Here is a 22,288-nt window from a genome sequence, read left to right on the forward strand (position 1 = left end):
ACTTGGCTACGAACCAAGGGGTCGTGGGTTCAATTCCTGCCAGCCGCACCAGTATCAGCAGTAGTGAAAAAAACCCGGAAAGTTCGCTTTCCGGGTTTTTTTTCGTCCAGCGAAAGGCAAGCCTGCAGCGCGCCGCCCCCATCGCGGCGCGCTGCAGTGGCCGGGCCCCGTCAATTCGGGTAAGGCTGGCCCGACGACGCCTGGTTGCCCAGGACGATGGTGGTCACCCACAATCCGCCGCTTGTCACGGGACCGGTGAACTGGAACAGCGAGGCGCCGGATTGCGCCGGGTCCGCCACGTTCGAGGCCAGCGCATTGAGCCCCGAGGTCGTGAACGTGCACGAGGTTTCTTGTCCAACTGCATTTTGCTCCGCGTTCAGCACCGGCGTGGTGTTATTGAACAGATACAGGCCGCAATTATCCATTTTCGAGCCGTAGGTGGCCGACTGCGTGTAATTGAAGGTCACCGCGCCATCGAGCAGGGCGGCGGCCGGGATGGACGACAGTTTCGCCGGCGTGATGCTGGTGAGCGTGGCGAACAGGCTGGCCTGGTTGGCCTTGGCAAACGCTTTCGACAGGGGCACGGCATTGATCTGGAACGGGAAGGCGCTGACGGCGCCATTCGGCGTTTTCAGGGTCCACACGTAGATTTTTCCAGGCGCCACTTTCGTTTCGTCGATGCAAGCCGTACCCGCGCCCAGGCCCGGCGTATTGGCGGGCAGGCTGGCCAGGTCCTGGCAGCTCTGGATCGCTTCCGCGTTATTGTAGAAAGTGCTGGCGGCGCCATTGCTGTCGGCCACCCGCATGTGGGTGTAGCCGGTGGCCGGCAGGATCAGCTGCAGTTTGCTGCCGGCCGTGCCCGGTATCTGGAAGTCGCCGAACGTCGTCAGGCCCGGTCCCCGCACGTCGATCTTGTTGACGGCCGGATTTTCCTGCAGCACGGTGTCGAGCTCGACGTGGGCTGCCCATTCGCGCGCAAAGCTGGCCGTGCCTGCAGCATCGAAGTTGCGCTGGATGCGCGCATTCATGTGCATGTCCAGGTGGCCGCTGCCGGCCAGTTTCCAGCCGCCGGCGCAGCCGCTGGTGTCGCCCGTCTTGACCAGCTTCCAGTTGAGCATGCCCGCATCTGTTCCTATGCGTAACTGTACCCATGCGCTGCTGGGCTTGCCTGAAGTAAAGGCGATGGCCGTCGCCCCGGCACCGAGGCGATTGCCGATGAAGTCGGCGACGCGCGTCGTCGAAGTGCTGCTCGCGGACGTCAGCGTGGCGATTTCATCGGCGCTCAAAGGCTGCATGCTGACGCTGGCCAGGCCCAGCGCCTCGATCGTCAGGCCCGCATGGGCAGCCTGGTCCGCGCTGCTCAGGGCGGACACAATGTCGGCCTTGCCCACCGCCGCGCCCATGTTGAAGCTGCTGTCGATGAACGGCGACACGGCCGCCGCCGACGGCACGACGAAGCCCGTCTTCGGATACAGGGCGCTGAGTGAGGCCATGCAGGCGCGGATTTCCGGCAAGACAGTGGCCGCGGCCGTCGCCTTGGCCAGGTCGGCGTCCGATGGCGGCGTCGCTGCCGGTATCGTCGGCGCGCCGCCGGCGGCGGCCGGCAGGGTCACGCTGCCCAGCGCGCTGTTGGTGGCGATCAGGGTGACGGTGGCCATGGCGCCCTGCGCTTCCGCGGGCGCGACGAGGATCTGGTCCAGCACGGCGTCCATGCCCGTGCCGTTGGCAACAAAGGCACCCGTCAGCGGATTGGTATTGCCGGTATTAATCGGTTTGATCATGGCGACGACGGCGGCCACGGCCGCATCGAGCCGTTGCTGCGTCGCGGCATTGGCCAGGGCCGAGGTGCAGGCGGCCGATACCGTATTGGCGACGGGGGCGCAGACGGCGGCCAGGGCCGTGCCGCCGGGCTGGCCCGACGCCGTGGAGACGATCAGGTCGGTCAGCGGCGTGATGTTGACGGTTTGTCCCGCCGCGGTGGCGATGGAATTGAGCGTCACCTGCTTGCCGCCGGACGAGCCGGTGATGCTGAGGAAAAACGGCGCCGTCATGCCGGCCACGTCCACCGTAAATGCCCCGCCGGCGCCGGTATTGACCGCCGTGGAGACTTTGCCCTTGCTGTCGATGGCCACCACGCTGCCCGAGATGGGCGCGCCGACGGCGGCAGTGCCGCTGAGCGTCGTTGCCGGCGGCGGCACGACGGGCGGAGCCGGGTCGGCGGGGCTGCTGCTACTGCCGCCGCCACAGGCGGCAAGAAGGAGGGTGGCCGCGCAGGCGGCGGCCAGAGGCAATTTATGCAAGTTTATTTTCATGACATCCCCTTGGTATTTTTTTTGGAATTACTGCTAGTAAACATTCTCAAAGTTTTCCATGAATTGCAATTTATTTTTCTTGAATGCGTTCATAATGGCCAATCAGTCATCAGCGTGTCGGTTTTGCGCCGCAATCAGAACATCAATGTGATTAAAAATGCAAGTGGCGGGGCGGCCGGTGAAAAACCGGGGAGGGCGTCAATTGTGAAATATCGCCGCCACGCCCTTTGCCATTCTGCAAAGCCCTGCTATAATCTTGTCTTAGGCGGCTGTAGCTCAGCTGGATAGAGTACTTGGCTACGAACCAAGGGGTCGTGGGTTCAATTCCTGCCAGCCGCACCAGAATATCGGGGATCAGATTGTAAAATCTGATCCCCTTTTTCGTTTCCGAACGGATTTACGATAGGTCTTTGACGCCGCGCCGGTATTGCAGGCGAAACGCGCGCGGCGTGACGTGCTTGGCGGCGCGGAACTGGCGGTTGAAATGGGCGAGGTTGCGGTAGCCCGCCTCTTGCGCGATGACGGCGATGGCGAGATTGCTCTCGATCAGCTGTTGGCAGGCGCGGCCGATGCGCAGCCGCGCCAGGTACGCGCCCGGCGTGCAATGCGCGTGGCGCTTGAAACAGCGGTGAAACGCGCCCAGCGACAGGGCCGCCCGCTGCGCCAGGCTCTCCAGTGCGATCTCTTCCCGGAAATGCGCGTGCATGAAATCGAACACGCCGGCCATGCGTTTTTGCTGCCCATCGGGCAGCGGCGCCTGCGCCGTCGAGGCCAGCGGCCGCGCGCCCGTATCGCCCGCCAGGTCCAGCAGCACGTCGAGCAGCAGCGGCAAGCGCTGCGGCACGGGCAGGGCGTTCAGTTGCAGCAGTTTATCAGCGCTGCGCGCGCTCGTGTCCGCTGAAAAATGCAGGGCAGGGCCGGCGCGTGCCGCCAGTTGCCGCAAGCTGAGCAACTCGGGAAAACAGGCCGCCAGCCGCTCCAGCCACTCCAATGAAAACCATACGACGACGGCCAGCATCGGCTGGCTGCTGTCGATGCGCTCGCTGGCCGACCACGTGTGCGGCAAATTCGGTCCCAGCAGCACCAGGTCGCCCGGTTCGAAGTCGCCGAGGTGGTCGCCGATGTAGCGCTGCCCCCGCGCATTGACCGTCAGGGTCAGCTCGAACTGCGGGTGGTAATGCCAGATGAAGGGAATGGTGTCGAGTTCGCGCCACAGCAAGCCCCAGGAGTGGCCGGCCGGGATCGTGACTTGTTCAAATAAAGGCGTCATTGTGACGTTTGAAGCGTATGAATAGTCAGGATAGTATCAGTATTGGCCGCTTGGCGCGCATTTCAGCCTGCCATGCCATCGCACAATCTGTCTCACACCAACACAGGAGACAGCGATGCAAGAAGATCGATATCAATACGGCGAAGACCGTCCCGGCAACCCGTCCGTGGCCTACACGGAACAGACCCAGCTGCGCGACATACAAAAACAGCTGCCCCTGCGCGTGCTGTCCGACAGCGATTTCCTGCACTGGCAAACCTATGGCTACGTCATCGTCAAGGATGCGGTGTCGCCCGAGCAAGTGCGGCGCACGACAGATTTCCTGTGGGAATTCCAGGGACTCGACCAGCATGACCCCGCCACCTGGAACCGGGAGCAATTGCGCGACCATGCGATGAAGGAACTCAACGGCTCCGGCATGGTCGAGGCCTATCACAACCAGACGCTGTGGGATAACCGCCAGACCCAGCGCGTCTACGACGCCTTTGTCGACATCTGGGACCGTCAGGATTTGTGGGTGACGATCGACCGCGCCAACCTGAACACGCCCAACCATGGCAAGCGCAAGTTTGGCGGCTTCATCCACTGGGATGCGGACACCACGCTCGACCCGCTGCCCGTCAACGTGCAGGGCGTGCTGGCCCTGTCCGACACCTCGCCCGAGAGCGGCGGTTTCCAGTGCTATCCGGAGCTGTTCAACAACTTGCTCGCATGGCGCAAGACCGTGCCGGCGGATCGCAACCCGTGGCAGCCGGACCTGGCGACGGTGCCGTACCCGATGGAATTCATCGCCATGCAGAAGGGAGAACTGCTGATCTTCAACAGCCTGCTGGCGCACGGCATCCGCCCGAACACGTCGACGGACCAAGTGCGCCTGGCGCAATATATTTCCTTTACGCCCGCCCAGCAAGACAACCAGGCCTTGCGCGACTGGCGGGTGCAAAGCTGGCGCGAACGCAGCGCACCGCAGGGCTATGCGTTTCCCGGCGACCCCGAGGACAAGGAAAAGCTGCGCTATCCGCAGGCGCGCTTGAGCGAACTGGGCGAGAAGATCCTCGGCGCGCGCGACTGGTAAGCGAAGCGCCATCCGGCAGGCTTGCCTGCCGGATAGACAATTACCGGTAAATGCACGATCATGGTCCGACTAGCCATCGACCGAGGAAACGCATGAGTATCATCACCTGCATCGAAGACTTGCGCGTGCTGGCCCAGAAACGGGTGCCACGCATGTTTTACGACTACGCCGATTCCGGCTCCTGGACGGAATCGACGTACCGCGCCAACAACAGCGATTTTGCCAAGATCAAATTCCGCCAGCGCGTGGCCGTCAACCTGGAAAACCGCAGCCTGGCCTCGACCATGGTGGGGCAGGCCGTCTCGATGCCGGTGGCCCTGTCGCCCACGGGCTTGACGGGCATGCAGCATGCGGATGGCGAAATCCTCGCGGCCCAGGCGGCCGAGCGCTTCGGCGTGCCGTTCACCCTGTCGACGATGAGCATTTGCTCGATCGAGGACGTGGCGGCGAACACGAGCAAACCGTTCTGGTTCCAGCTGTACGTGATGAAGGACCGCGAATTCATCAACCGCCTGATCGACCGCGCCAAGGCGGCCAAGTGCGGCGCGCTCGTGCTGACGCTGGACTTGCAGGTGCTGGGCCAGCGTCACAAGGACTTGCGCAACGGCCTGTCGGCGCCGCCGAAACTGACCATACCGAATATCCTCAACATGGCCACCAAGCCGCGCTGGGTGGCGGGCATGCTGGGCACGAAACGCCGCGGCTTCGGCAACATCGTCGGCCACGCCACGTCCGTGTCCGACATGTCGTCGCTGTCGGCCTGGACGCAGCAGCAGTTCGACCTGAGCCTGTCGTGGGCGGACGTGGAATGGATCAAGCAGCGCTGGGGCGGAAAACTGATCATCAAGGGCATCATGGACCCCGAAGACGCGCGCCTGGCCGTCAACAGCGGTGCCGACGCGCTGATCGTCTCGAACCATGGCGGGCGCCAGCTCGATGGCGCGCAATCGTCGATCGAAGCCTTGCCCGCCATCGTCGACGCCGTCGGCAGCCAGATCGAAGTGCACATGGACGGCGGCATCCGCTCGGGCCAGGACGTGATCAAGGCCGTGGCCTTGGGCGCGAAAGGCGTGTACATCGGCCGCCCATTCTTATACGGCCTGGGCGCCATGGGCGGCCCGGGCGTGACCAAATGCCTGGACATCATCCGCAATGAACTCGATCTGACGATGGCGTTTTGCGGCTTGCGCGACCTGCAGCAGGTGGATAAAAAAATCCTGCTGCCGGGGACGTTTTAAGCGGCAATCCGCACGATATCAAAGCCTTCCGAGGCGTCGGGCGGCGTGAAGTGGCGCGTGATTTCATCAAATTGCGCGTCGCTGGTGGAGAACGGGTGCAAGCCGCTGTCATTGCGCCGGCGCAAGCGCGCCTTGCATTCTTCATCCGTCACGTCGAGGTAGTGCAGCACGTGCGGCACGCGCGCCTGCTGGAACAGCTCGCGCATCCAGGCGCGGCTGGCGGGCGTATTCGCGGGGAAATCGAGCACGACGGACACGCCCGCCCGCAGCATCTGCAGGGCCAGAGGCGCGATGGCCGCGCGCAGCCGCGCCGCGCAGGCCACATAGTCGGCCAGGCTGGCGATCTGGCCCGGATACAGCTGCGCCAGCAGGGTGTCTTCGCTGATGCGCACGGTATGCGGCGCTTGCGCAAGCTGGCTGGTCAAGGTGGATTTGCCCGAGGCAATCTTGCCGCACACGAGGTGCAAGGTGGGGATAACGGGGGTGCTGGAAGTGGTGTGCATGGTCGCTCGCTGAAAGTGAAAACAAAGCCTGCGAGACGTCTTGATTGTTTGTTGCCGATCAAAGCCGCCTTGCAGGCGGCTTGGTCAATGTCATTCCTGTCCAGCCACCATGTGTGAAATGGCGGCAATAATCGATGGCAGGGGCGGGAATGGCGATGGCATGGCGCAACGATGCCATGCGACGGTTGGCGTTGTCAATTGTCCTTTTCGAATAACTGTCGGTACTGCGCATACGGTTCCATGCCCATGCTGGCGCGGCGCTGCTCCAGGCGCTGCGGATCGTCGATGGGGAAGGGCACCGTCTTGCCGGTGCTATCCGTGCGGAACTGGCTGCCGTACAGCTGCGGCAGCTTGTCATTGCTCAAGTCGCGGTCGATCGCCAGTGCCAGCTTCGAGGGCGTGATCTCTCCCCGTGCCGCTGCCGCGCGCATCAGCGGCAGGCTGCTTTTGAGGAAGGCACTGGAGCCATGCTGGGCGATCAGCCAGGCGCTGCCCGCCGCCTTGTAGCCGACCATCGTTTGCGTGGGCCAGCCCTTGCTGGCGATGATGTGCCGCAAGCGTTGCTCGCGTGCCTTATCCGTGGCCAGCATGCGCTGGCGCGTGGCCAGGTCCGGCCCCGTAGGCGGGAAGCCCGCGCGCAGGGCCTGGTCTTCCTGTTCCATGGTCCGCAATTCGGCTGCCAGCGCCGCCTCGGGCACCGCGGCCGGATACAGCAGGAAGTCCAGCGCGCCCGCCGTGGCCACGCTGAAGATGAGCTTGGGTTCCGCTTCCCAGCCGGGCGATTGCAAAAGCAGTGCCAGTGGGCCGCCTTCAGGTACATCAATGCGGTAGCGGCCATTTTCGACCGTGCCATGTATCTGCGGCTCGCCGTGCATGCGCTCGGCAACGATGCTGATGGCTTGCGGCAGCGGCGGGCCGTTGCTGCGGATGGTGCCGCTCAGTTCGAAGGCGCCCGCATGGACGCTCCAGCACAGCAGGATGGCAAAGCTCAGGCGTGGCATGGGAGTCCGTTCATGCATGGTGGATGTCGAGTTTGCTCCATACATCTTGGAACGCGGTGTCATCGAGCGGTCGGGCATGCGGGTCGTCTGCCTGGAACAGGCCGCCGATCAGCATGTCCTGGATGGCACCCGTGAAACCGCCATACGACGAGGCGCGGCCCCACTGGCGGTGCGTATGGGCGAAGACGACGGCGTCTTGCTGCGCGGCCAGTTGCGCCAGCGCTTGCCGCAAGGTGGCGGCCGCTTCCGGGCCCATGTCCGTGGCGATGGCGCACACCAGGCGCTGGCTGAACTGCAAGGGCTTGCCTGCCAGTCCCAGCAGCGATTCATTGGCCAGGGCCAGGAACACATCGGGCGCCTGGTCGTCCTTTTCGCAGACGGTCCAGGTGGGCGCCCATGCTTCCAGGCTCATGAAGCGCGCTTGCGTCGTGGCCGGCGTGTGCGACCACTTCGCGTGCGATTTGGCGTCCCAGCCCAGGCGGCCAAAGGGAATCGGCTTGCCCTTGGGATTGTATTGATGGCTGCGCACGCCGGCCTTGCCCCTCGTGCCAGCCTGCGCCATCAGGCCGTCGAGGCTGGCGGCAAACGGCGACCATTGCGCCGCATCCCATAGCGGTATGGCATCGGGCGCGGCCAGCAGCAGGAATACCTCGTAATCACGTGAAAAAAACGCCATGCACAGTCCTTATCGTTGCAGTTGAGATATGACCGCCCGCTGGCTGGGGCGCAGCAGGTAGACGCCGTAGAGGCACAGGGGCAGCACGGCCAGCAGGGCGATATACGGCAGGATCGATGCGCCATCCTCGGCCGGGTGCGGCAAGGTGGCCGTCACGAGTGCGTAGTCCCACAGTCCATGCACGAGCACCATGGGCCAGATGGAGCGGGTGCGCAGGCGGATGGCCGCATAGCCTACGCCCTGCAAGGTGGCGGCCACGGCTTGCCACAGGGCGCCGCTGACGTCGCCCGTGGCCAGGCCGTTGGCCGTATGGGCCAGGCCGAACAGCGCCGAGGACATCAGGACGGCGGGCCAGACGGCGTAGCGGTCCAGCATTCCTTGCAGCAAGATGGCGCGGAACATCAGCTCTTCCGAGACGGCCACCAGCGCCGCATTGCAGGCGACGATCAGCAGCACGCGCGGCTGCGGCCAGCCACCGGCCCAGGCCAGCAACAGCATCAACAGCGCATACAGCAGGGGCGGCGAGGCGAGCCACACCGTTTTCCATGGCTGCGGCGCGCTCAGGCCCGCTTCGCGGGGCCGGCTGGATGCCAGCAGCAGCGCCAGCGCGAACAGGGCGGCCAGCGCCCACGACAGGCCGATACGGCCGGTGACGGCGGCGCCCGGCAAGGCGTAGCCGGCCGATTCCAGCCAGCGCCCGCCCATGCTCAAGCCCAGCCAGACGGCCAGTGCTCCCAGGGCAAGCGGCATGGTGAGGTGGATTTTAGGGATGGGCATGGTCGGCTTCGGTGTTGGCTGCGTGTTTTACTGCGTGCATGAGCGGATCATGAAGTTGCATCAATGATATGGTCGAAATATTGCCATATTACATTAAAAGCACCGTCACAAAATTGCCACTTCGTTATAGTTGCATGGAATAATAAGCATTCGTCCGTTTGCCGCCAGACTGGAGCGCCATGACTTACAGCAAGACCATCACCACCGAACGCCTGATCCTGCGCAAGCCGCAGCCATCCGATGAGGCGGCCCTGTTCGCCATGCATGCCGACCCTGAAGTGATGCGCTATTTCAGCGAGCCGCCCTGGGACGATGCCGGCCGCGCCGCGCGCCAGATCGCCGAGGACAGCGCCGCCTTCGAGAACGAAGAGTTCTTCCGCTTCGCCATCGAACTGCAGGCGACGGGCGAATACCTGGGCAGCTGCACGCTGTTTTCCGTGCACCGCCAGAACCGCCGCGCCGAGATCGGCTACGCGCTGGCGCGTCCGCACTGGGGCCGTGGCTATATGCACGAGGCGCTGTCGGCGCTGATCGAGTACGCGTTTGTCGAGCGCGACTTGAACCGCCTGGAAGCCGATATCGACCCGCTCAACGCCGGTTCGGCCAGCGCCCTCGAGCGCCAGGGTTTTAACAGGGAAGGCTTTTTGCCGGAGCGCTGGATCGTCGGCGGCCACGTCAGCGATTCGGCACTGTACGGCTTGCTGCGGCGCGAGTGGGAAGCGCGGCGCAAGGATGCCGCGTGAGCGGGCAAGCGATCGACGCGCTTGAACGCTGGCTGGGTGCCCCCTTGCCGGCGCATTACCTGCGTTTTTTGCAGGATGGGCAAGAGAGCATGCGGGGCGAACAGGTATTGCTGTACGGCGTGGACAGCTTACGGGAACGCAATGAAACGTATGAGACGCAGCAATTTTGCCCCGGCTACATGACCATCGGCGACGACAGCGGCGGGCGCGCCGTCATGCTGGCGCTCGATGGCGTTGACCGCGCCGTGTACCTGGTGGACCATGGCTCGATGCAGCGCGACGATTTCGAGCGGGCCGCCGATGATTTCGCCGCCTGGCTGGCCGCCGATTGCCCCGTCGATTGACTATTCCATGAGTAAACGATGAAACCGGCTGACTTGCCCTGTTCCACCCATCCCCTCGTGACCTTGCGCCCGCTGGAACGCAGCGACGCGCCCGCCTGGTATGCCTACCTGGCCGACCCTGTCGTCGTCGAACACACGAGCTGGGACTTGCGCGGCATCGATGACCTGCAGGCCAATTTCGATGATTACGCGTCGGCCCAGCCGGCTTCGCCCATGCGCCTGGCCGTCGTGCTGCGCGACGGCGGCCAACTGGTGGGCACCATCGGCTTCAATGCGATTTCTCCGCAGCACCGCACGGCCGAAATCGCCTACGACCTGGCGCCCGCCGTGTGGGGGCAGGGCGTGGCCACGTCCATCGTCCAGTCCATGCTGGACTGGGGTTTTCAACGCCTGGGCTTGCTGCGCATCCAGGCGACCGTGCTGGAAAGCAACGAGCGTTCGCTGCGCGTGCTCGAACGCTGCGCTTTCGAGCGGGAAGGCTATTTGCGCAGCTACCGGCAAATCCGTGGAAGATCGGGCAACTTCTGGCTGTATGCGCGCCTTGCCGGCGTGCCATGAGCAAAGCTCCCTTGAGCATCCTGCTGGTGGAAGACCACCTGGCCATCGCGCGCCAGGTATTGGATTTCCTCGATGGCCTGGGCTGGCAGACGGACCATGCGGGCACGGGCGCGCTCGGTGTCGAGCTGGCCACGCGCAACCCCTATGACGTGGTGCTGCTGGACCTGAACCTGCCCGATATCGATGGCTTGCAAGTGTGCCGCGCCATCAAGGCCAGTGCGCCCAGCAATGTGCCGATTCTGATGCTGACGGCGCGCGACTCTTATGAAGACAAGGCACGCGGCTTTCGCGACGGCGCCGACGACTATTTGACCAAGCCCTTCGACTTGCGCGAAGTGGCCTTGCGCTGCGAAGCGCTGGCGCGACGGCAGCAGCTGCACGTGCACCAGGAAATGCGCGTGGGCCCATTCACCTTGCAGACGCGCGCAGGGCGCGCCCTGTACGATGATGCTTCCCTGGCGCTGACGCAGACGGGTTTTAAAATTTTGCTGCTGCTGTGCCGCGAGCATCCGCATGCCGTGTCGCGCTCGGCCTTGCTGCAAGCCTTGTGGGGCAGCCAGCCGCCGGACAGCGACGCGCTCAAATCGCATATCTACGCGTTGCGCAAGCAACTGGAGTTGCTTGGCGCGGCGGGTGTACTCGTGACCATCCCGCAGCTGGGCTACCGCCTGGCCTTCGATGCGGCGGCCGGCGATGGCTAAGTCGATTCGGCAGCGCCTGTTTGCGGCCCTGGCCGGCTTCACCGTCCTGCTATGCCTGTGCTACACGGGCCTGGCGCTGGTGATCGCCTACGTGACGGAAGACATGCTGGTGCAGCGCCTGCTCGAGCGCGAAGCGGCGGTGGTCAGCCAGCGTTTGCGTCAGCACGGTGAGCTTACGCCGTCTGGCAGCGACCTCATCAAGGTTTATGGCCGCTACCTTGACTTGCCTCAAGCCGTGCGCGCACACGTGCCACCGTCTGCCCCGCGCGGCGAAGTGTTCACGACGACGGGCCAGCATTATCACGTGCTGGCGCTGGACCTCGCTGCCGCCGGCCAGCCGCAGCGCGCGTATCTGCTGGCCGACGTGGCGCCCGTGCTGGTGGTGCAGCGCCTGGTGCGGGAGGTGGGCGGTGTCGTCGCTGGCGTGGCGCTGGCGCTGATCGCCCTGGCCTTGCTGCTGGCATACTGGCTGGCGCGGCGCCTCGTGCTGCCCTTGCAGCGCCTGGCCCGGGAAGCGCGCCAGCTGGCGCCCGGCGGCGCCGTGCACTTCAGCGAGCGCGACCGCCCCGACGAGATCGGTTTCCTGGCGCGCCGCCTGGAAACCACGTTTGCCGAACTGCAAACGGTGTTGCGGCGCGAACAGGCATTCGCCCGCGACGTCAGCCACGAACTGCGCACGCCGCTGACCTTGATGCACAACAGCCTGGCGCTGGCCGGCGCGCAGCCCCTGGCGGCAGACGGGCAGGCGCAGCTGCGCCAGGGCGTCGACGACATGCGCGCCACCATCGAGGTGCTGTTCGCGCTGGCGCGGGCCGAGCAACTGCCCGGCGACGTGATGGAGCTGCGCGCCTGCATCGAGCAATGCCTGCTGCGCCTGCTCGACGAACATCCGTGGGACGCCAGTCTGCTGACCCTGGACTTGCCCGAGCGCCTCGAGGTCGTCGGCAATCCGCAGTTGACGATGTTGCTCATCAATAATTGCCTGGCAAATGCCCTGTTCCATGGCGGCCCCGCTTGCCGCATCCGCATCGCGTATGCGCAAGGCAGCCTGAGCATCGGCAATACTGTGCCAGCGGGGCAACCACGGCGCATCCAGGGCTTTGCGCACGGACAAAGTTTGCTGGGGCGCGTGGCGCAGGCCATGCGCTGGGAAATCCGTTTCCATCCGGGCGAGGCGCACTATCGCGTCGACATCATTCCCCTCCAGATACGATAAAAAGCAGGGAGATTTCACCGCGATTTCACCGGCGCCTGCGTAAGCTGCAAGCTCTTGATGAATGGAGAAAACCGCATGAAGTTTCTTATCAGCCTGCTGGTGCTGGCGTGCACCAGCATCCCGGTTCTGGCGCAAGTGAGCAGCCTCGTCCACAATGAGGAAAAGCGCCGCTACATCGTTTATACGCCGGAGGCTTATCAAAGCCAGCCCCAACAGACCTTTCCCGTCGTCTTCAATTTCCATGGCGGCGGCATGAGCATGGCGGAACAGATGCTGTACACGCAGATGAACAAGGCGGCCGAGCGGCACCGGTTCATCGTTGTGTATCCGCAAGGTATCAAGCAGGACTGGAACGTGGGCTTCGGCATGGATTACCTGGCAGGCACCGATGATGTTGGTTTTACGCAGGCGATATTGAGCAAACTCAAGCAGGATTACCGCATCGATGACAAGCGCGTGTATGCGACGGGCCTGTCGCGCGGCGGCTTCTTTGCCCTGCGCCTGGCGGCGGAACTGCCGCAACAGTTCGCCGCCGTTGCCTCGGTGGGCGCGCCCATGCCGGAACCCGTGCTGCAGCATCACAAGCAGAAGGACAAGGTGGGCATGCTGCTGATACAGGGCATGGCCGACAAGGTCGTGCTGTTTGAGGGCAAGGCCGCCAGCTACCTGTCGGCCGAAGGCACGTACGATTACTGGCGCAGGCACAACGGCATCGACGGCGCCACGCCGCAGCCGCGCCTGCTTCCTGGCCCCGCCGGCGACCCCACGCAAGTGAGCTGGCTGGAGCAGGGGAGTAGTGCGGGCGGCGCCAAGGTGGCCTTGCTCACCGTCAAGGACGGTGGCCACACGTGGCCGGGCGCCGACGCTTTCAATGTTGGCCTGCCCATCGGCAAGACCACGCGCGCCGTCGATGCAAATGAGGTGATGTGGGAATTTTTCAGCAAGCACCGGCGATAACGCTGCGGGGACGCGGGTGCCTGTGGCACACTCCTGTCATCTTGAATCTTGCACAAGGAAATGATGAACAGCCACCCCGTCGCCATCTTTTGCCGCTCGCTGGGCCAGTTGTCGGCCATGCTGGACAAGCTCGACGCCCAGCCGCAGATCCTGGCCGCGCGGCTGCACCCGGACATGCTGCCGTTCGCCCAGCAAGTGCGCGCGGCCGTAAGCTTTTCGCTGCGCGGCTGCTGCCCGCTGGCGGGGCTGGAGGTGGCCGATTTCAGCGGCGCCGCCAGCCTGCAGGAACAGATCGCGCAGACCATGCGTTATCTCAAGGCGATTCCCGTGGAGCGCTTCGACGGGCCGCTTGAGCGCATCTGCCGCGACCGCGCCGGCTTTGCCGACATCGCGCTGCCGGCCAATGAATATTTGAATTTGTACATCCTGCCGAATTTCTACTTTCACTTCAGCATGGCGTATGCGATTGCCCGCAGCCAAGGTGCCGCCATTGGCAAGGGCGATTTCGACGGTTATCACGCGTATGCGCCCGGGTTTTCATTCGAGCGGCCTGCCGCGCCGTAGCGGCTACAGCCCCGCTTCCTTCCAGGCAGACAGCCCCAGCCGCTTCAGCAGTCGGCCCGACAGCCCGCAGCTCCAGCAACTGATCTGGATTTGCCGGTGCCGCCCCTGGTCCGCATGCCAGGCTCGCTCGGCGTAATCGAGCAGTGCCTCGCTGAGCGGGGAATGGTCGGCCACGGGCGGCAGTCGCGACATCAGTTCGAACACGCCGTGCGTCGTCTCCCTGATCTGCAGCAAACCGGCCAGCAGCGCGCGCAGCACGGCACCGTCGATGTTGGTACTCGCTTGCGTGAAACGCTGCTGCCAGCACAGGTTGCGCGCTTGCCACAGCGCCAGCAGCGCGGGCACGTCGGCCGTCCGCAGCTGTCCGATCAGCTCATCCGCCTCCTGAAACAGGTCGAGGCGGTCGTATTCCTCGTCGTCGCCGCACAGCAGTTCATCGAGCTCCTGCAACACGCTCATGCCACCACGTTCACGGGAGCACCGCGTTCGAACGCTTCGATATTGCCGATCAGAATGTCGGCCAGCTTTTGCATGGCCTCGCCGCTGGCCCAGGCCGTGTGCGGGGTGAGGATGAAGTTGGGTAGGCGCAAGTTCAACAGCGGGTTGTCGGGCAGCGGCGGTTCCTTCGACAGCACGTCGAAGCCGGCGCCGGCGATCACGCCACGGGTCAATGCGTCGGCCAGCGCCGCTTCATCGACGAGGCCGCCCCGCGCCGTGTTGATCAGCAGCGACGTGGGCTGCATGCGCGCCAGCTCTTGCTCTCCGATGATGTTGCGCGTCTTGTCCGTCAGCGGCAGATGCATGCTCAGCACGTCGGAGCTGGCCAGCAGTTCGTCGAAGCTCACTTCCTTTACGCCGTCTTCCTCGATCGGGGAACGGTTGTGGACGATCACCTGCATGCCGAAGGCGCGTCCCAGCTGGGCCACGGACTTGCCCAGCGCGCCGTAGCCGAGCAAACCCAGGCGGCTGCCGGCCAGGTCGCGGATCGGGTGGCCGAACAGGCAGAAGCGGTCGGACTTCTGCCACAGGCCCGCTTCCACGTCCGCGCGGTAGGCGACCAGCTGGCGGCGCAGGGCCAGCATCAGGGCCAGCGTATGCTCGGGCACGGTGGCGCGCGCATAGTCGCGGATATTCGCGACGATAATGCCCCGCGCGCGGCAGGCGGCCAGGTCGAGGATATCCGTGCCCGTGGCGGCCACGGCGATCATTTTCAGGTGGGACAGCTGCGCCAGTTCGGCCGCGCGCAGCGGCACCTTGTTCGTGATGGCGATGGTGGCGCCTTGCAGGCGGGCTACCGTCTGCTCGCTGCCCTTGGTATGCGGATATTCTTCCCAGCTGTGGGCGAAAGCGGGCGGGAGCACGGTGGCGATCAGGCTGTCGCGGTCGAGAAAGACGATGCGGTGCGGGTGCAGGTGCAGGTGCGGTGATGTGCTTGCTGCGGTCATGGCTGGGCCTCGGTCAGGGCGGCACGCGCGGGCAGGGTGCTCTTGCCCTTCAGCTGCGTGGCCGGGTGGTTGGTAAACATGTCGGCGACCCATTCGACGAATACGCGCACCTTGGCGGACAGGTGGCGGTTGGGCGGATAGATCACGTGGATGGGCAGCGGGTCGGATTCCCAATCGCCCAGCAATTCCACCATTTTGCCCTGTTCCATCAGGGGCGCAAGCATGAAATGCGTCATTTGCACGATGCCCAGGCCCGCCAGGCCGGCCGCCGCGTAGGCGTTCGAGTCGTTCAAGGCAATATGGCTGGGCATGGACATCTGGATGCGTTCGCCCGCGCGCGTGAAATCCCAGTCAAAGGTCTTGCCTGTCTTGGCGGAGAAAAAATTCACGCCCCGGTGCTGCGCCAGATCGTTCGGGTGTAGCGGCGTGCCATAGCGCGCCAGGTAGCCGGGCGCGGCACAGGTGATGAAATGCAGCACGCCGACCCGGCGCGCGATCAGGTTCAGGTCGCCCAGCTCGCCGCCGCGCACGGCGCAGTCGACGCCTTCCTCGATCAGATCGACGGGGCGGTCGCTGCAGCCGAGTTCCAGCGATATATCGGGGTAGCGGGCGAAGAAGTCGGGCAGGGCGGGGATGATCAGTTCGCTGGCCAGGGCCGTGGGCGCATCCACGCGCAGCCGCCCGCTGGGGCTCAAGCGCGTGCGCGACAGCGATTCCTCGGCTTCGCGTACGTCGGACAGGATGCGCACGCAGCGTTCGTAATAGGCGGCGCCGTCGGAGGTGATGCTGACGTGGCGCGTGGTGCGGTTGAGCAACTTGACCGACAAGCTCGCTTCCAGCGACTGGATCAGGGTCGACACGGTGGCTTTGGGTAACTGCATGTTTTCCGCCGCGCGCGTAAAGCCGCCCGCATCGACGACTTGGATGAAAACTTCCATGGCTTGCAGCTTGTTCACTTGATTTCCTATCACTTTCTGCGTGATTATTCAGAATCCTGAACAATCAATTCGGCATTGCACTCTTTATCAGATTGTAGATCAAGTCTATAGTTGTTGTACTGCAGCATAAATGTGATGCCGCAGGAAGTACAACAGGAGAAACATCATGGGTCATCGGAATGGAAACTTTGCAGTATTCGCCTTGGCGGCGAGCCTGCTCGCTCTGGCCGCGATGGTATCGACGGATGCCTACTCGCTGGCGGCGCAAAGCGAAGCCAGCGCTTATAGCGCCCTGACCCATGAAGTGGGCGGCATCGCCCTGTTGTGCCTGAACGACGCGGTACGCGATGTGGCCGTGCAGCCGGTGGTGGCGCAATGACGTTTGCCGACGCCGCGGCTGAACTGGCACCTGGCCAGGCGCTGAAGATACGCGACATCCAGGTGCAGGGCGCGCAGGATGCGCTCGGCGCGCGCGTCTATACGGCCGGCGTGCCGGGCGCCAAGCAGCCGAACCTGATGGTCTTCTTCCATGGCGGCGGCTTTGTCGATGGCGACCTGGACGACGCGGACGACTTCCTGCGCTGCCTCGTGCTGAGCAACCCCGACCATGTGGTGCTGGCCGCGAACTACACGCTGGCGAAGGTGCGGCCATTCCCCGCAGCCGTGGAAGACGCGCATGCCGTGCTGCTGTGGGCGAAAAAGAACAAGTCCAAGCTGGGCTGGACGGGCAAGCAGATGGTGGTGTCGGGCATCGAAGCGGGCGCCAACCTGGCTGCCGTGTGCGCCATGATGGCGCGTGACCGGGGCGGACCGCCCCTCGCGGGCCAGGTGCTGATCATGCCCATGCTCGACCCCGGCCTGTCGACCTGTTCGATGCGCCACTTGCCGACCTGTCCGGACCTGGCCGAAGTGGCCGATCAATGCGCCGCCGCCTACCGCGGCTACCTGCCGAATGCCGCTGACCGCACCCACCCGTACGCGTCGCCATTGCAGTCGAGTCGCCTGAAGAACCTGCCGCCAGCCTTGATCTTGTCCAGCGAAGATGACCCATTGCGCGACGAGGCTGAACAATACGGCAGCAAATTGATCGTCTGCGGCATCAAGACCACCGTGCGGCGCATGGCCGCCGCGCCGCTGCAAGACGCGACCGCCCGTAATGAATGCGCCTGCAAGGTGCAGGTATTGAGCGAAATTAGCAGTTTCGTCGCCGGACTGGGGCAGGAGCCCGAGTCATAAAGCCGCCATCTGCGGCACTGCAAAAAAACTTACACTAATCAGTTTACTTTTTGGGTTTCGGTTGCTACACTACGCAGTGTAGTTCCCTTCCTGTCTGCGTTGTGCGTTCGCACAGCCAGCTTCGTCGTCCCCGTCCGCTTTCAAGCAGCTGGCGGCCTGTTTACCTTTGATCGAGCGCCGTCGGGCGCCATGGCACCACCATTCACTTTTTCAGCTGGGTTGCTTTCTGCCGCCCATATCATTAGAAATTTTCATAAAACAGGGAAATAAAATGAAAAACGTTCAACAATTTTCCACTCTGCTCAAGCCCCTGGCGGCCTCGCTCGCGCTGGCGGGACTGGTGGCCGTGAGCCTGGCCGGCTGCGATTCGGCCAATAGCAAGGTGCCCGACGCGCCAGCGGCCGGCGGCCCGCCCATCTCGGCCGCCGCCGTCGTTGAAAAACAGATCACGGAAACGCAGGAATTCTCGGGCCGCCTGGAAGCGATCGAGCGCGTGGAAATCCGCTCGCGCGTCGGCGGCTTCATCACGGCCGTCAACTTCAAGCCGGGCAGCGAAGTGAAGAAGGGCGATGTGCTGTTCGTCATCGATCCGCGTCCATTTCAGGCTGAAGTGTCGCGCGCCGAAGGCACGGCCGCCTCGGCCCGCGCCAAGGCGGAACTGGCCAAGCTGGAACTGTCGCGCGCTGAAAAGCTGCTGGCCGAAAAAGCCATCGCCCAGCGCGAATTCGATGAAAAGGCCTCGGGCCTGAAAGAGCTGGACGCGAATGTCCGCTCGGCGCAAGCCGCGTATGAAGCGGCCAGGCTGAACCTGTCGTACACGCAGGTGCAGGCGCCGATCAGCGGCCGCGTCAGCAAGGCGGAAATCACCGTCGGCAACCTGATCGACGCTTCCGCCATTTTGACGTCGGTGGTGTCGACGGACCGCATCTACGCCAGCTTCGATGGCGATGAAGATACCTACCTGCGCGTGGCCGGCACGGCGCAAAAGGGCACGCCCGTCACCGTCAAGGTGGGCCTGGCCAATGAAACGGGCTTCCCGCACGAAGGCAAGCTGGAATTCGTCGACAACCAGCTCGACCCGGCCACGGGCAGCGTGCGCATGCGCGCCACCTTCGCCAACGCCGAGCGCCAGCTGGTGCCGGGCCTGTTCGCGCGCATCCAGCTCGATGGCGGCAACGGCCCGCACGCGCAAAGCACGGCACTGTTGATCTCCGACCGCGCGGTCGGCACGGATCAAAGCCGTAAATATGTCTACGTGGTGGGCGCCGATAACAAGGCCGAATACCGCGCCGTCAAGCTGGGCCCGACCTCGGACGGCTTGCGCGTGGTGCGCGAAGGCTTGAAGGCGGGCGAAAAAATCGTCGTCAACGGCTTGCAGCGCGTGCGCCCCGGCGCGCCCGTGACGCCGCAGATGGTGGCGATGGATTTCGACCCGACCGCGCCCGTCGCTCCCGCAAAACCTGAAGCAAAAGACGCCAAGATCGCCGCGAAAGCAGCATCGACTTCCAAGGAATAAACATGAATTTTTCCCGCTTTTTCATCGACAAGCCGATTTTCGCGGCGGTGCTGTCGATCGTCATATTCGTGGCCGGGCTGCTGTCGATATTCGGCCTGCCCATCTCCGAATATCCCGACGTCGTGCCGCCATCGGTGGTGGTGCGCGCGCAATACCCGGGCGCCAACCCGAAAGTGATCGCCGAAACCGTGGCCGCGCCGCTCGAAGAGCAGATCAACGGCGTCGAGAACATGCTCTACATGTCCTCGCAAAACACGTCCGATGGCGCGATGATGCTGACCGTGACCTTCAAGATCGGCACCAACGTCGAGCAGGCCGAGACGCAGGTGCAGAACCGCGTGCAGCGCGCCTTGCCGCGCCTGCCCGAGGAAGTGCGCCAGATCGGCGTGACGACCGTCAAGTCCTCGCCCAACCTGACCATGGTCGTGCACCTGGTCTCGCCGAACAAGCGCTATGACGACATGTACCTGCGTAACTACGCGGTGCTGAACGTCAAGGATCAATTGGCCCGTTTGCCCGGCATGGGCGACATCCAGATCTTCGGCGCGGGCGACTATGCGATGCGCATCTGGCTCGACCCGCAAAAGGTAGCGGCGCGCGGCATGACGGCCAATGACGTCGTCGACGCGATCCGCGAGCAGAACGTGCAGGTGGCTGCCGGCGTGATCGGCGCCTCGCCAGCGAAGAACTCGGACTTCCAGCTGACCGTCAACACGCAGGGCCGCCTGCAGACGCCCGAGGAATTCGGCGCCATCATCGTGCGCACCAATGCCGACGGCGCCGTCACGCACCTGAAGGACGTGGCGCGCGTGGAAATGGGCGCAAACAGCTACTCGCTGCGTTCGCTGCTGAACAACAATCCTGCCGTCGGCATGGGTATTTTCGAGGCGCCGAACGCCAACGCGCTGCAATTGTCTTCCGACGTGCGCGCCAAGATGGACGAACTGAAAAAAGACTTCCCGCAAGGCGTGGAATACCGCATCGAGTACGACCCCACGCAGTTCGTGCGTTCGTCCATCGAAGCCGTAATCCACACACTGCTGGAAGCCATCGCCCTGGTGGTGCTGGTGGTGATCATCTTCCTGCAAACCTGGCGCGCATCGATCATCCCGCTGCTGGCCGTTCCCGTGTCGATCGTCGGTACCTTTGCCGTGATGCTGGGCTTCGGCTTCTCGATCAACACCCTGTCGCTGTTCGGCCTCGTGCTGGCCATCGGTATCGTCGTCGATGACGCCATCGTCGTGGTGGAAAACGTCGAGCGCAACATCGAGGAAGGCTTGTCGCCGCGCGACGCCACCATCCAGGCCATGAAAGAGGTGAGCGGTCCCATCGTCGCCATCGCCCTGGTGCTGTGCGCCGTGTTCGTGCCGATCGCCTTCGTGCCCGGCCTGTCGGGCGAGTTTTACCGCCAGTTCGCGCTGACGATCGCCATTTCGACCGTGATCTCCGCTTTCAGCTCGCTGACCCTGGCACCAGCCCTGTCGGCCGCGCTGCTGAAACCGCACGATGCGCCGAAAGACGCGCTGACGCGCGGCATGGACATGGTCTTCGGCCGCTTCTTCGCCTGGTTCAACCGCTTCTTCGGCCGCGCCTCGCACCGCTATGAAGCGGGCGTGAAGGGTGTATTGGGCCGCAAGAGCGCCTCGCTGGGCGTGTATGCGCTGCTGGTCGTTGCCGCCATCTTCACCTTCAAGTCCGTGCCGGCCGGCTTCGTGCCGGCGCAGGACAAGCAATACCTGGTGGGCTTTGCGCAATTGCCCGACGCCGCTTCGCTGGACCGCACGGAAGATGTCGTGTGCCGCATGTCCGACGTCATCAAGTCGGTGCCGGGCGTCGAATCGACCATCGCCTTCCCCGGCCTGTCGATCAACGACTTTACCAACGCGCCAAACGCCGGCATCGTATTCGCCACCCTGAAGCCGTTCGACGAGCGTACGACCAAGGAGCTGTCCGGCGGCGCCATCGCGGCCGAGATCAACAAGCGCCTGGGCGGTATCCAGGACGCCTTCATCATGGTCTTCCCGCCACCGCCCGTCAACGGCCTCGGTACCATCGGCGGCTTCAAGATGATGATCGAAGACCGCGGCAACCTCGGTTACGACGCGCTGTACAACGCCACCCAGGCACTGGCCGCGAAAGCGTACCAGACGCCGGAACTGGCGGGCGTGTTCTCGGGTTACCAGATCAACGTGCCGCAGCTGTTCGCCGACGTCGACCGCGTGAAAGCCAAGCAGATGGGCGTGCAGCTGCAAACGATTTACCAGACCTTGCAGATCAACCTCGGTTCGCTGTACGTGAATGATTTTAATCAGTTTGGCCGCACCTATCAGGTGCGCGTGCAGGCCGATGCGGCTTTCCGTTCGCATGCGCAGGATATCGCGCAGCTGAAGGTACGCAATGACAAGGGCGAGATGATCCCGCTGTCGTCGCTGATGCGCGTCAAGGACAGCTATGGTCCGGACCGCGTGCAGCGCTACAACGCGTATGCAGCAGCCGATTTCAATGGCGGCGCCGCACCTGGCGTGTCGAGCGGACAGGCGCAAGTCGCGCTGGAACGCATCGCCAAGGAAGTGCTGCCGCAAGGGATTTCGTATGAGTGGACGGAACTGACCTACCAGGACATCTTGTCCGGCAATACGATGATCTACGTGTTCCCGCTGTGCGTGCTGCTGGTGTTCCTGGTGCTCGCTGCCCAGTATGAAAGCTGGACCCTGCCGCTGGCCGTGATCCTGATCGTGCCGATGTCGATCCTGTGCGCCTTGTTGGGCGTCAAATTGACCGGCGGCGACAACAACGTGTTCACCCAGATCGCGCTGTTCGTGCTGGTGGGGCTGGCGTCAAAAAATGCCATCCTGATCGTGGAATTTGCCCGCGAACTGGAAGAGCATGGCCGCACCGTCGTGCAAGCGGCGCTGGAAGCGTGCCGTCTGCGTCTGCGTCCGATTCTGATGACGTCGATCGCCTTCATCATGGGCGTGGTGCCCCTGGTGTTCTCGCACGGCGCCGGTTCGGAAATGCGCCATGCGATGGGCGTGGCCGTATTCGCCGGCATGCTGGGCGTGACCTTCTTCGGCCTGTTCCTGACGCCCGTGTTCTATGTTCTGCTGCGCACCCTGGCGCAGCGTTTTGAGAAAAAACCAGCCGCCGCTGCCGCCAAGCCTGTCGCCGCGCCAGCGCTGGACCTGGAAGGAGATATATATTGAAAACCAAGGAAATCA

Annotated in this window: 23 protein-coding genes and 1 tRNA gene; 15 read left to right on the forward strand and 9 right to left on the reverse strand. The window is 63.9% G+C overall.

All coding sequences use genetic code 11. From position 1 onward, the window contains the following. Positions 1-170: 170 nt before the first annotated feature. Positions 171-2,300 carry a hypothetical protein gene (locus JAB8_RS09100; RefSeq protein WP_070289273.1) on the reverse strand — a complete coding sequence of 710 codons (2,130 nt, stop codon included), beginning with the start codon at positions 2,298-2,300 and terminating at the stop codon, positions 171-173. Between JAB8_RS09100 and JAB8_RS28960 the strand changes: the two genes are divergently transcribed. Together JAB8_RS28960 and JAB8_RS09105 are read left to right on the forward strand one after the other, a co-directional pair. Continuing rightward, the gene (locus tag JAB8_RS28960; RefSeq protein ID WP_139142988.1) at positions 2,295-2,600 is read left to right on the forward strand and encodes a hypothetical protein; all 306 of its coding nucleotides are present in this window, start codon (positions 2,295-2,297) and stop codon (positions 2,598-2,600) included. The two genes, JAB8_RS09100 and JAB8_RS28960, sit on opposite strands and share 6 nt — an antisense overlap. Further along, positions 2,578-2,654 (forward strand) — tRNA-Arg (locus JAB8_RS09105). Before JAB8_RS28960 ends, JAB8_RS09105 begins: the two co-directional genes overlap by 23 nt. Before the next feature lie 55 nt (positions 2,655-2,709). Here the strand turns inward: JAB8_RS09105 and JAB8_RS09110 are convergent. After that, positions 2,710-3,582 carry an AraC family transcriptional regulator gene (locus JAB8_RS09110; protein ID WP_070289274.1) on the reverse strand — a complete coding sequence of 291 codons (873 nt, stop codon included), beginning with the start codon at positions 3,580-3,582 and terminating at the stop codon, positions 2,710-2,712. A 115-nt stretch (positions 3,583-3,697) separates the two neighbouring features. Between JAB8_RS09110 and JAB8_RS09115 the strand changes: the two genes are divergently transcribed. Together JAB8_RS09115 and JAB8_RS09120 are read left to right on the forward strand one after the other, a co-directional pair. Further along, positions 3,698-4,657, forward strand: coding sequence for a phytanoyl-CoA dioxygenase family protein (locus tag JAB8_RS09115; protein WP_070289275.1), 960 nt, complete (start codon positions 3,698-3,700; stop codon positions 4,655-4,657). Between the two features lie 92 nt (positions 4,658-4,749). Beyond that, a complete protein-coding gene (locus JAB8_RS09120; protein WP_070289276.1) occupies positions 4,750-5,895 on the forward strand; it encodes an alpha-hydroxy acid oxidase in 1,146 nt (381 codons plus the stop codon). On the opposite strand, the gene JAB8_RS09125 is transcribed toward JAB8_RS09120, so the two are convergent. The 4 genes from JAB8_RS09125 to JAB8_RS09140 form a co-directional block, all read right to left on the reverse strand. Continuing rightward, complete coding sequence (locus JAB8_RS09125) at positions 5,892-6,398, reverse strand: ATP-binding protein (protein ID WP_070289277.1); 507 nt, start codon at positions 6,396-6,398, stop codon at positions 5,892-5,894. The two genes, JAB8_RS09120 and JAB8_RS09125, sit on opposite strands and share 4 nt — an antisense overlap. A gap of 194 nt (positions 6,399-6,592) precedes the next feature. Further along, positions 6,593-7,399 (reverse strand): DUF6624 domain-containing protein, encoded by an 807-nt coding sequence (locus tag JAB8_RS28540; RefSeq protein ID WP_083287632.1) that lies wholly within the window; start codon positions 7,397-7,399, stop codon positions 6,593-6,595. A gap of 10 nt (positions 7,400-7,409) precedes the next feature. Beyond that, positions 7,410-8,075, reverse strand: a complete 666-nt coding sequence (locus JAB8_RS28545) for a hypothetical protein (protein ID WP_083287633.1) — start codon at positions 8,073-8,075, stop codon at positions 7,410-7,412. A gap of 9 nt (positions 8,076-8,084) precedes the next feature. Next, positions 8,085-8,852 (reverse strand): CPBP family intramembrane glutamic endopeptidase, encoded by a 768-nt coding sequence (locus tag JAB8_RS09140; protein ID WP_070289278.1) that lies wholly within the window; start codon positions 8,850-8,852, stop codon positions 8,085-8,087. Positions 8,853-9,031: 179 nt separating this feature from the next. Here JAB8_RS09140 and JAB8_RS09145 point away from each other — a divergent pair, with 179 nt between their 5' ends. From JAB8_RS09145 to JAB8_RS09175, 7 genes are all read left to right on the forward strand, one after another. Continuing rightward, positions 9,032-9,595 (forward strand): GNAT family N-acetyltransferase, encoded by a 564-nt coding sequence (locus tag JAB8_RS09145; protein WP_070289279.1) that lies wholly within the window; start codon positions 9,032-9,034, stop codon positions 9,593-9,595. Further along, on the forward strand, positions 9,592-9,939 hold the full coding sequence (locus JAB8_RS09150; RefSeq protein ID WP_175444700.1) for an SMI1/KNR4 family protein: 348 nt from the start codon (positions 9,592-9,594) through the stop codon (positions 9,937-9,939). The genes JAB8_RS09145 and JAB8_RS09150 overlap by 4 nt, the downstream gene beginning before the upstream one ends. Before the next feature lie 18 nt (positions 9,940-9,957). Further along, on the forward strand, positions 9,958-10,497 hold the full coding sequence (locus JAB8_RS09155) for a GNAT family protein (RefSeq protein WP_070289280.1): 540 nt from the start codon (positions 9,958-9,960) through the stop codon (positions 10,495-10,497). Further along, positions 10,494-11,198 (forward strand): response regulator transcription factor, encoded by a 705-nt coding sequence (locus JAB8_RS09160; RefSeq protein WP_070289281.1) that lies wholly within the window; start codon positions 10,494-10,496, stop codon positions 11,196-11,198. The genes JAB8_RS09155 and JAB8_RS09160 overlap by 4 nt, the downstream gene beginning before the upstream one ends. Next, positions 11,191-12,414: a HAMP domain-containing sensor histidine kinase gene (locus tag JAB8_RS09165; protein ID WP_070289282.1), complete on the forward strand. Its 1,224-nt coding sequence runs from the start codon at positions 11,191-11,193 to the stop codon at positions 12,412-12,414. The genes JAB8_RS09160 and JAB8_RS09165 overlap by 8 nt, the downstream gene beginning before the upstream one ends. Before the next feature lie 75 nt (positions 12,415-12,489). After that, a complete protein-coding gene (locus JAB8_RS09170) occupies positions 12,490-13,371 on the forward strand; it encodes an alpha/beta hydrolase-fold protein (protein ID WP_070289283.1) in 882 nt (293 codons plus the stop codon). 60 nt (positions 13,372-13,431) lie between these two features. Beyond that, positions 13,432-13,935 carry a DUF1993 domain-containing protein gene (locus JAB8_RS09175; protein WP_254679481.1) on the forward strand — a complete coding sequence of 168 codons (504 nt, stop codon included), beginning with the start codon at positions 13,432-13,434 and terminating at the stop codon, positions 13,933-13,935. A gap of 3 nt (positions 13,936-13,938) precedes the next feature. Here the strand turns inward: JAB8_RS09175 and JAB8_RS09180 are convergent, their stop codons facing one another. Genes JAB8_RS09180 through JAB8_RS09190 form a run of 3 tightly spaced genes read right to left on the reverse strand, consistent with a single transcriptional unit; the run spans position 13,939 to position 16,336 of the window. After that, positions 13,939-14,394 (reverse strand): hypothetical protein, encoded by a 456-nt coding sequence (locus JAB8_RS09180; RefSeq protein ID WP_070289285.1) that lies wholly within the window; start codon positions 14,392-14,394, stop codon positions 13,939-13,941. Beyond that, a complete protein-coding gene (locus JAB8_RS09185; protein WP_070289286.1) occupies positions 14,391-15,380 on the reverse strand; it encodes a D-2-hydroxyacid dehydrogenase in 990 nt (329 codons plus the stop codon). Before JAB8_RS09185 ends, JAB8_RS09180 begins: the two co-directional genes overlap by 4 nt. Next, entirely contained in the window at positions 15,377-16,336 is a 960-nt protein-coding gene (locus JAB8_RS09190; RefSeq protein ID WP_070289287.1) for a LysR family transcriptional regulator, read from the reverse strand. Before JAB8_RS09190 ends, JAB8_RS09185 begins: the two co-directional genes overlap by 4 nt. A gap of 148 nt (positions 16,337-16,484) precedes the next feature. Here JAB8_RS09190 and JAB8_RS28965 point away from each other — a divergent pair, with 148 nt between their 5' ends. The 4 genes from JAB8_RS28965 to JAB8_RS09205 all read left to right on the forward strand — a co-directional run bounded on the left by JAB8_RS28965 (position 16,485) and on the right by JAB8_RS09205 (position 22,273). Further along, positions 16,485-16,697: a hypothetical protein gene (locus tag JAB8_RS28965; protein WP_139142989.1), complete on the forward strand. Its 213-nt coding sequence runs from the start codon at positions 16,485-16,487 to the stop codon at positions 16,695-16,697. Beyond that, positions 16,694-17,554: an alpha/beta hydrolase gene (locus JAB8_RS09195; protein WP_070289288.1), complete on the forward strand. Its 861-nt coding sequence runs from the start codon at positions 16,694-16,696 to the stop codon at positions 17,552-17,554. The genes JAB8_RS28965 and JAB8_RS09195 overlap by 4 nt, the downstream gene beginning before the upstream one ends. A gap of 271 nt (positions 17,555-17,825) precedes the next feature. Then, positions 17,826-19,070, forward strand: coding sequence for an efflux RND transporter periplasmic adaptor subunit (locus JAB8_RS09200; protein WP_070289289.1), 1,245 nt, complete (start codon positions 17,826-17,828; stop codon positions 19,068-19,070). 2 nt (positions 19,071-19,072) lie between these two features. Further along, positions 19,073-22,273: an efflux RND transporter permease subunit gene (locus JAB8_RS09205; protein ID WP_070289290.1), complete on the forward strand. Its 3,201-nt coding sequence runs from the start codon at positions 19,073-19,075 to the stop codon at positions 22,271-22,273. Positions 22,274-22,288 lie beyond the last annotated feature (15 nt).

It is taken from the genome of Janthinobacterium sp. HH106 (genome assembly GCF_001758725.1).
Lineage (GTDB): Bacteria > Pseudomonadota > Gammaproteobacteria > Burkholderiales > Burkholderiaceae_D > Janthinobacterium.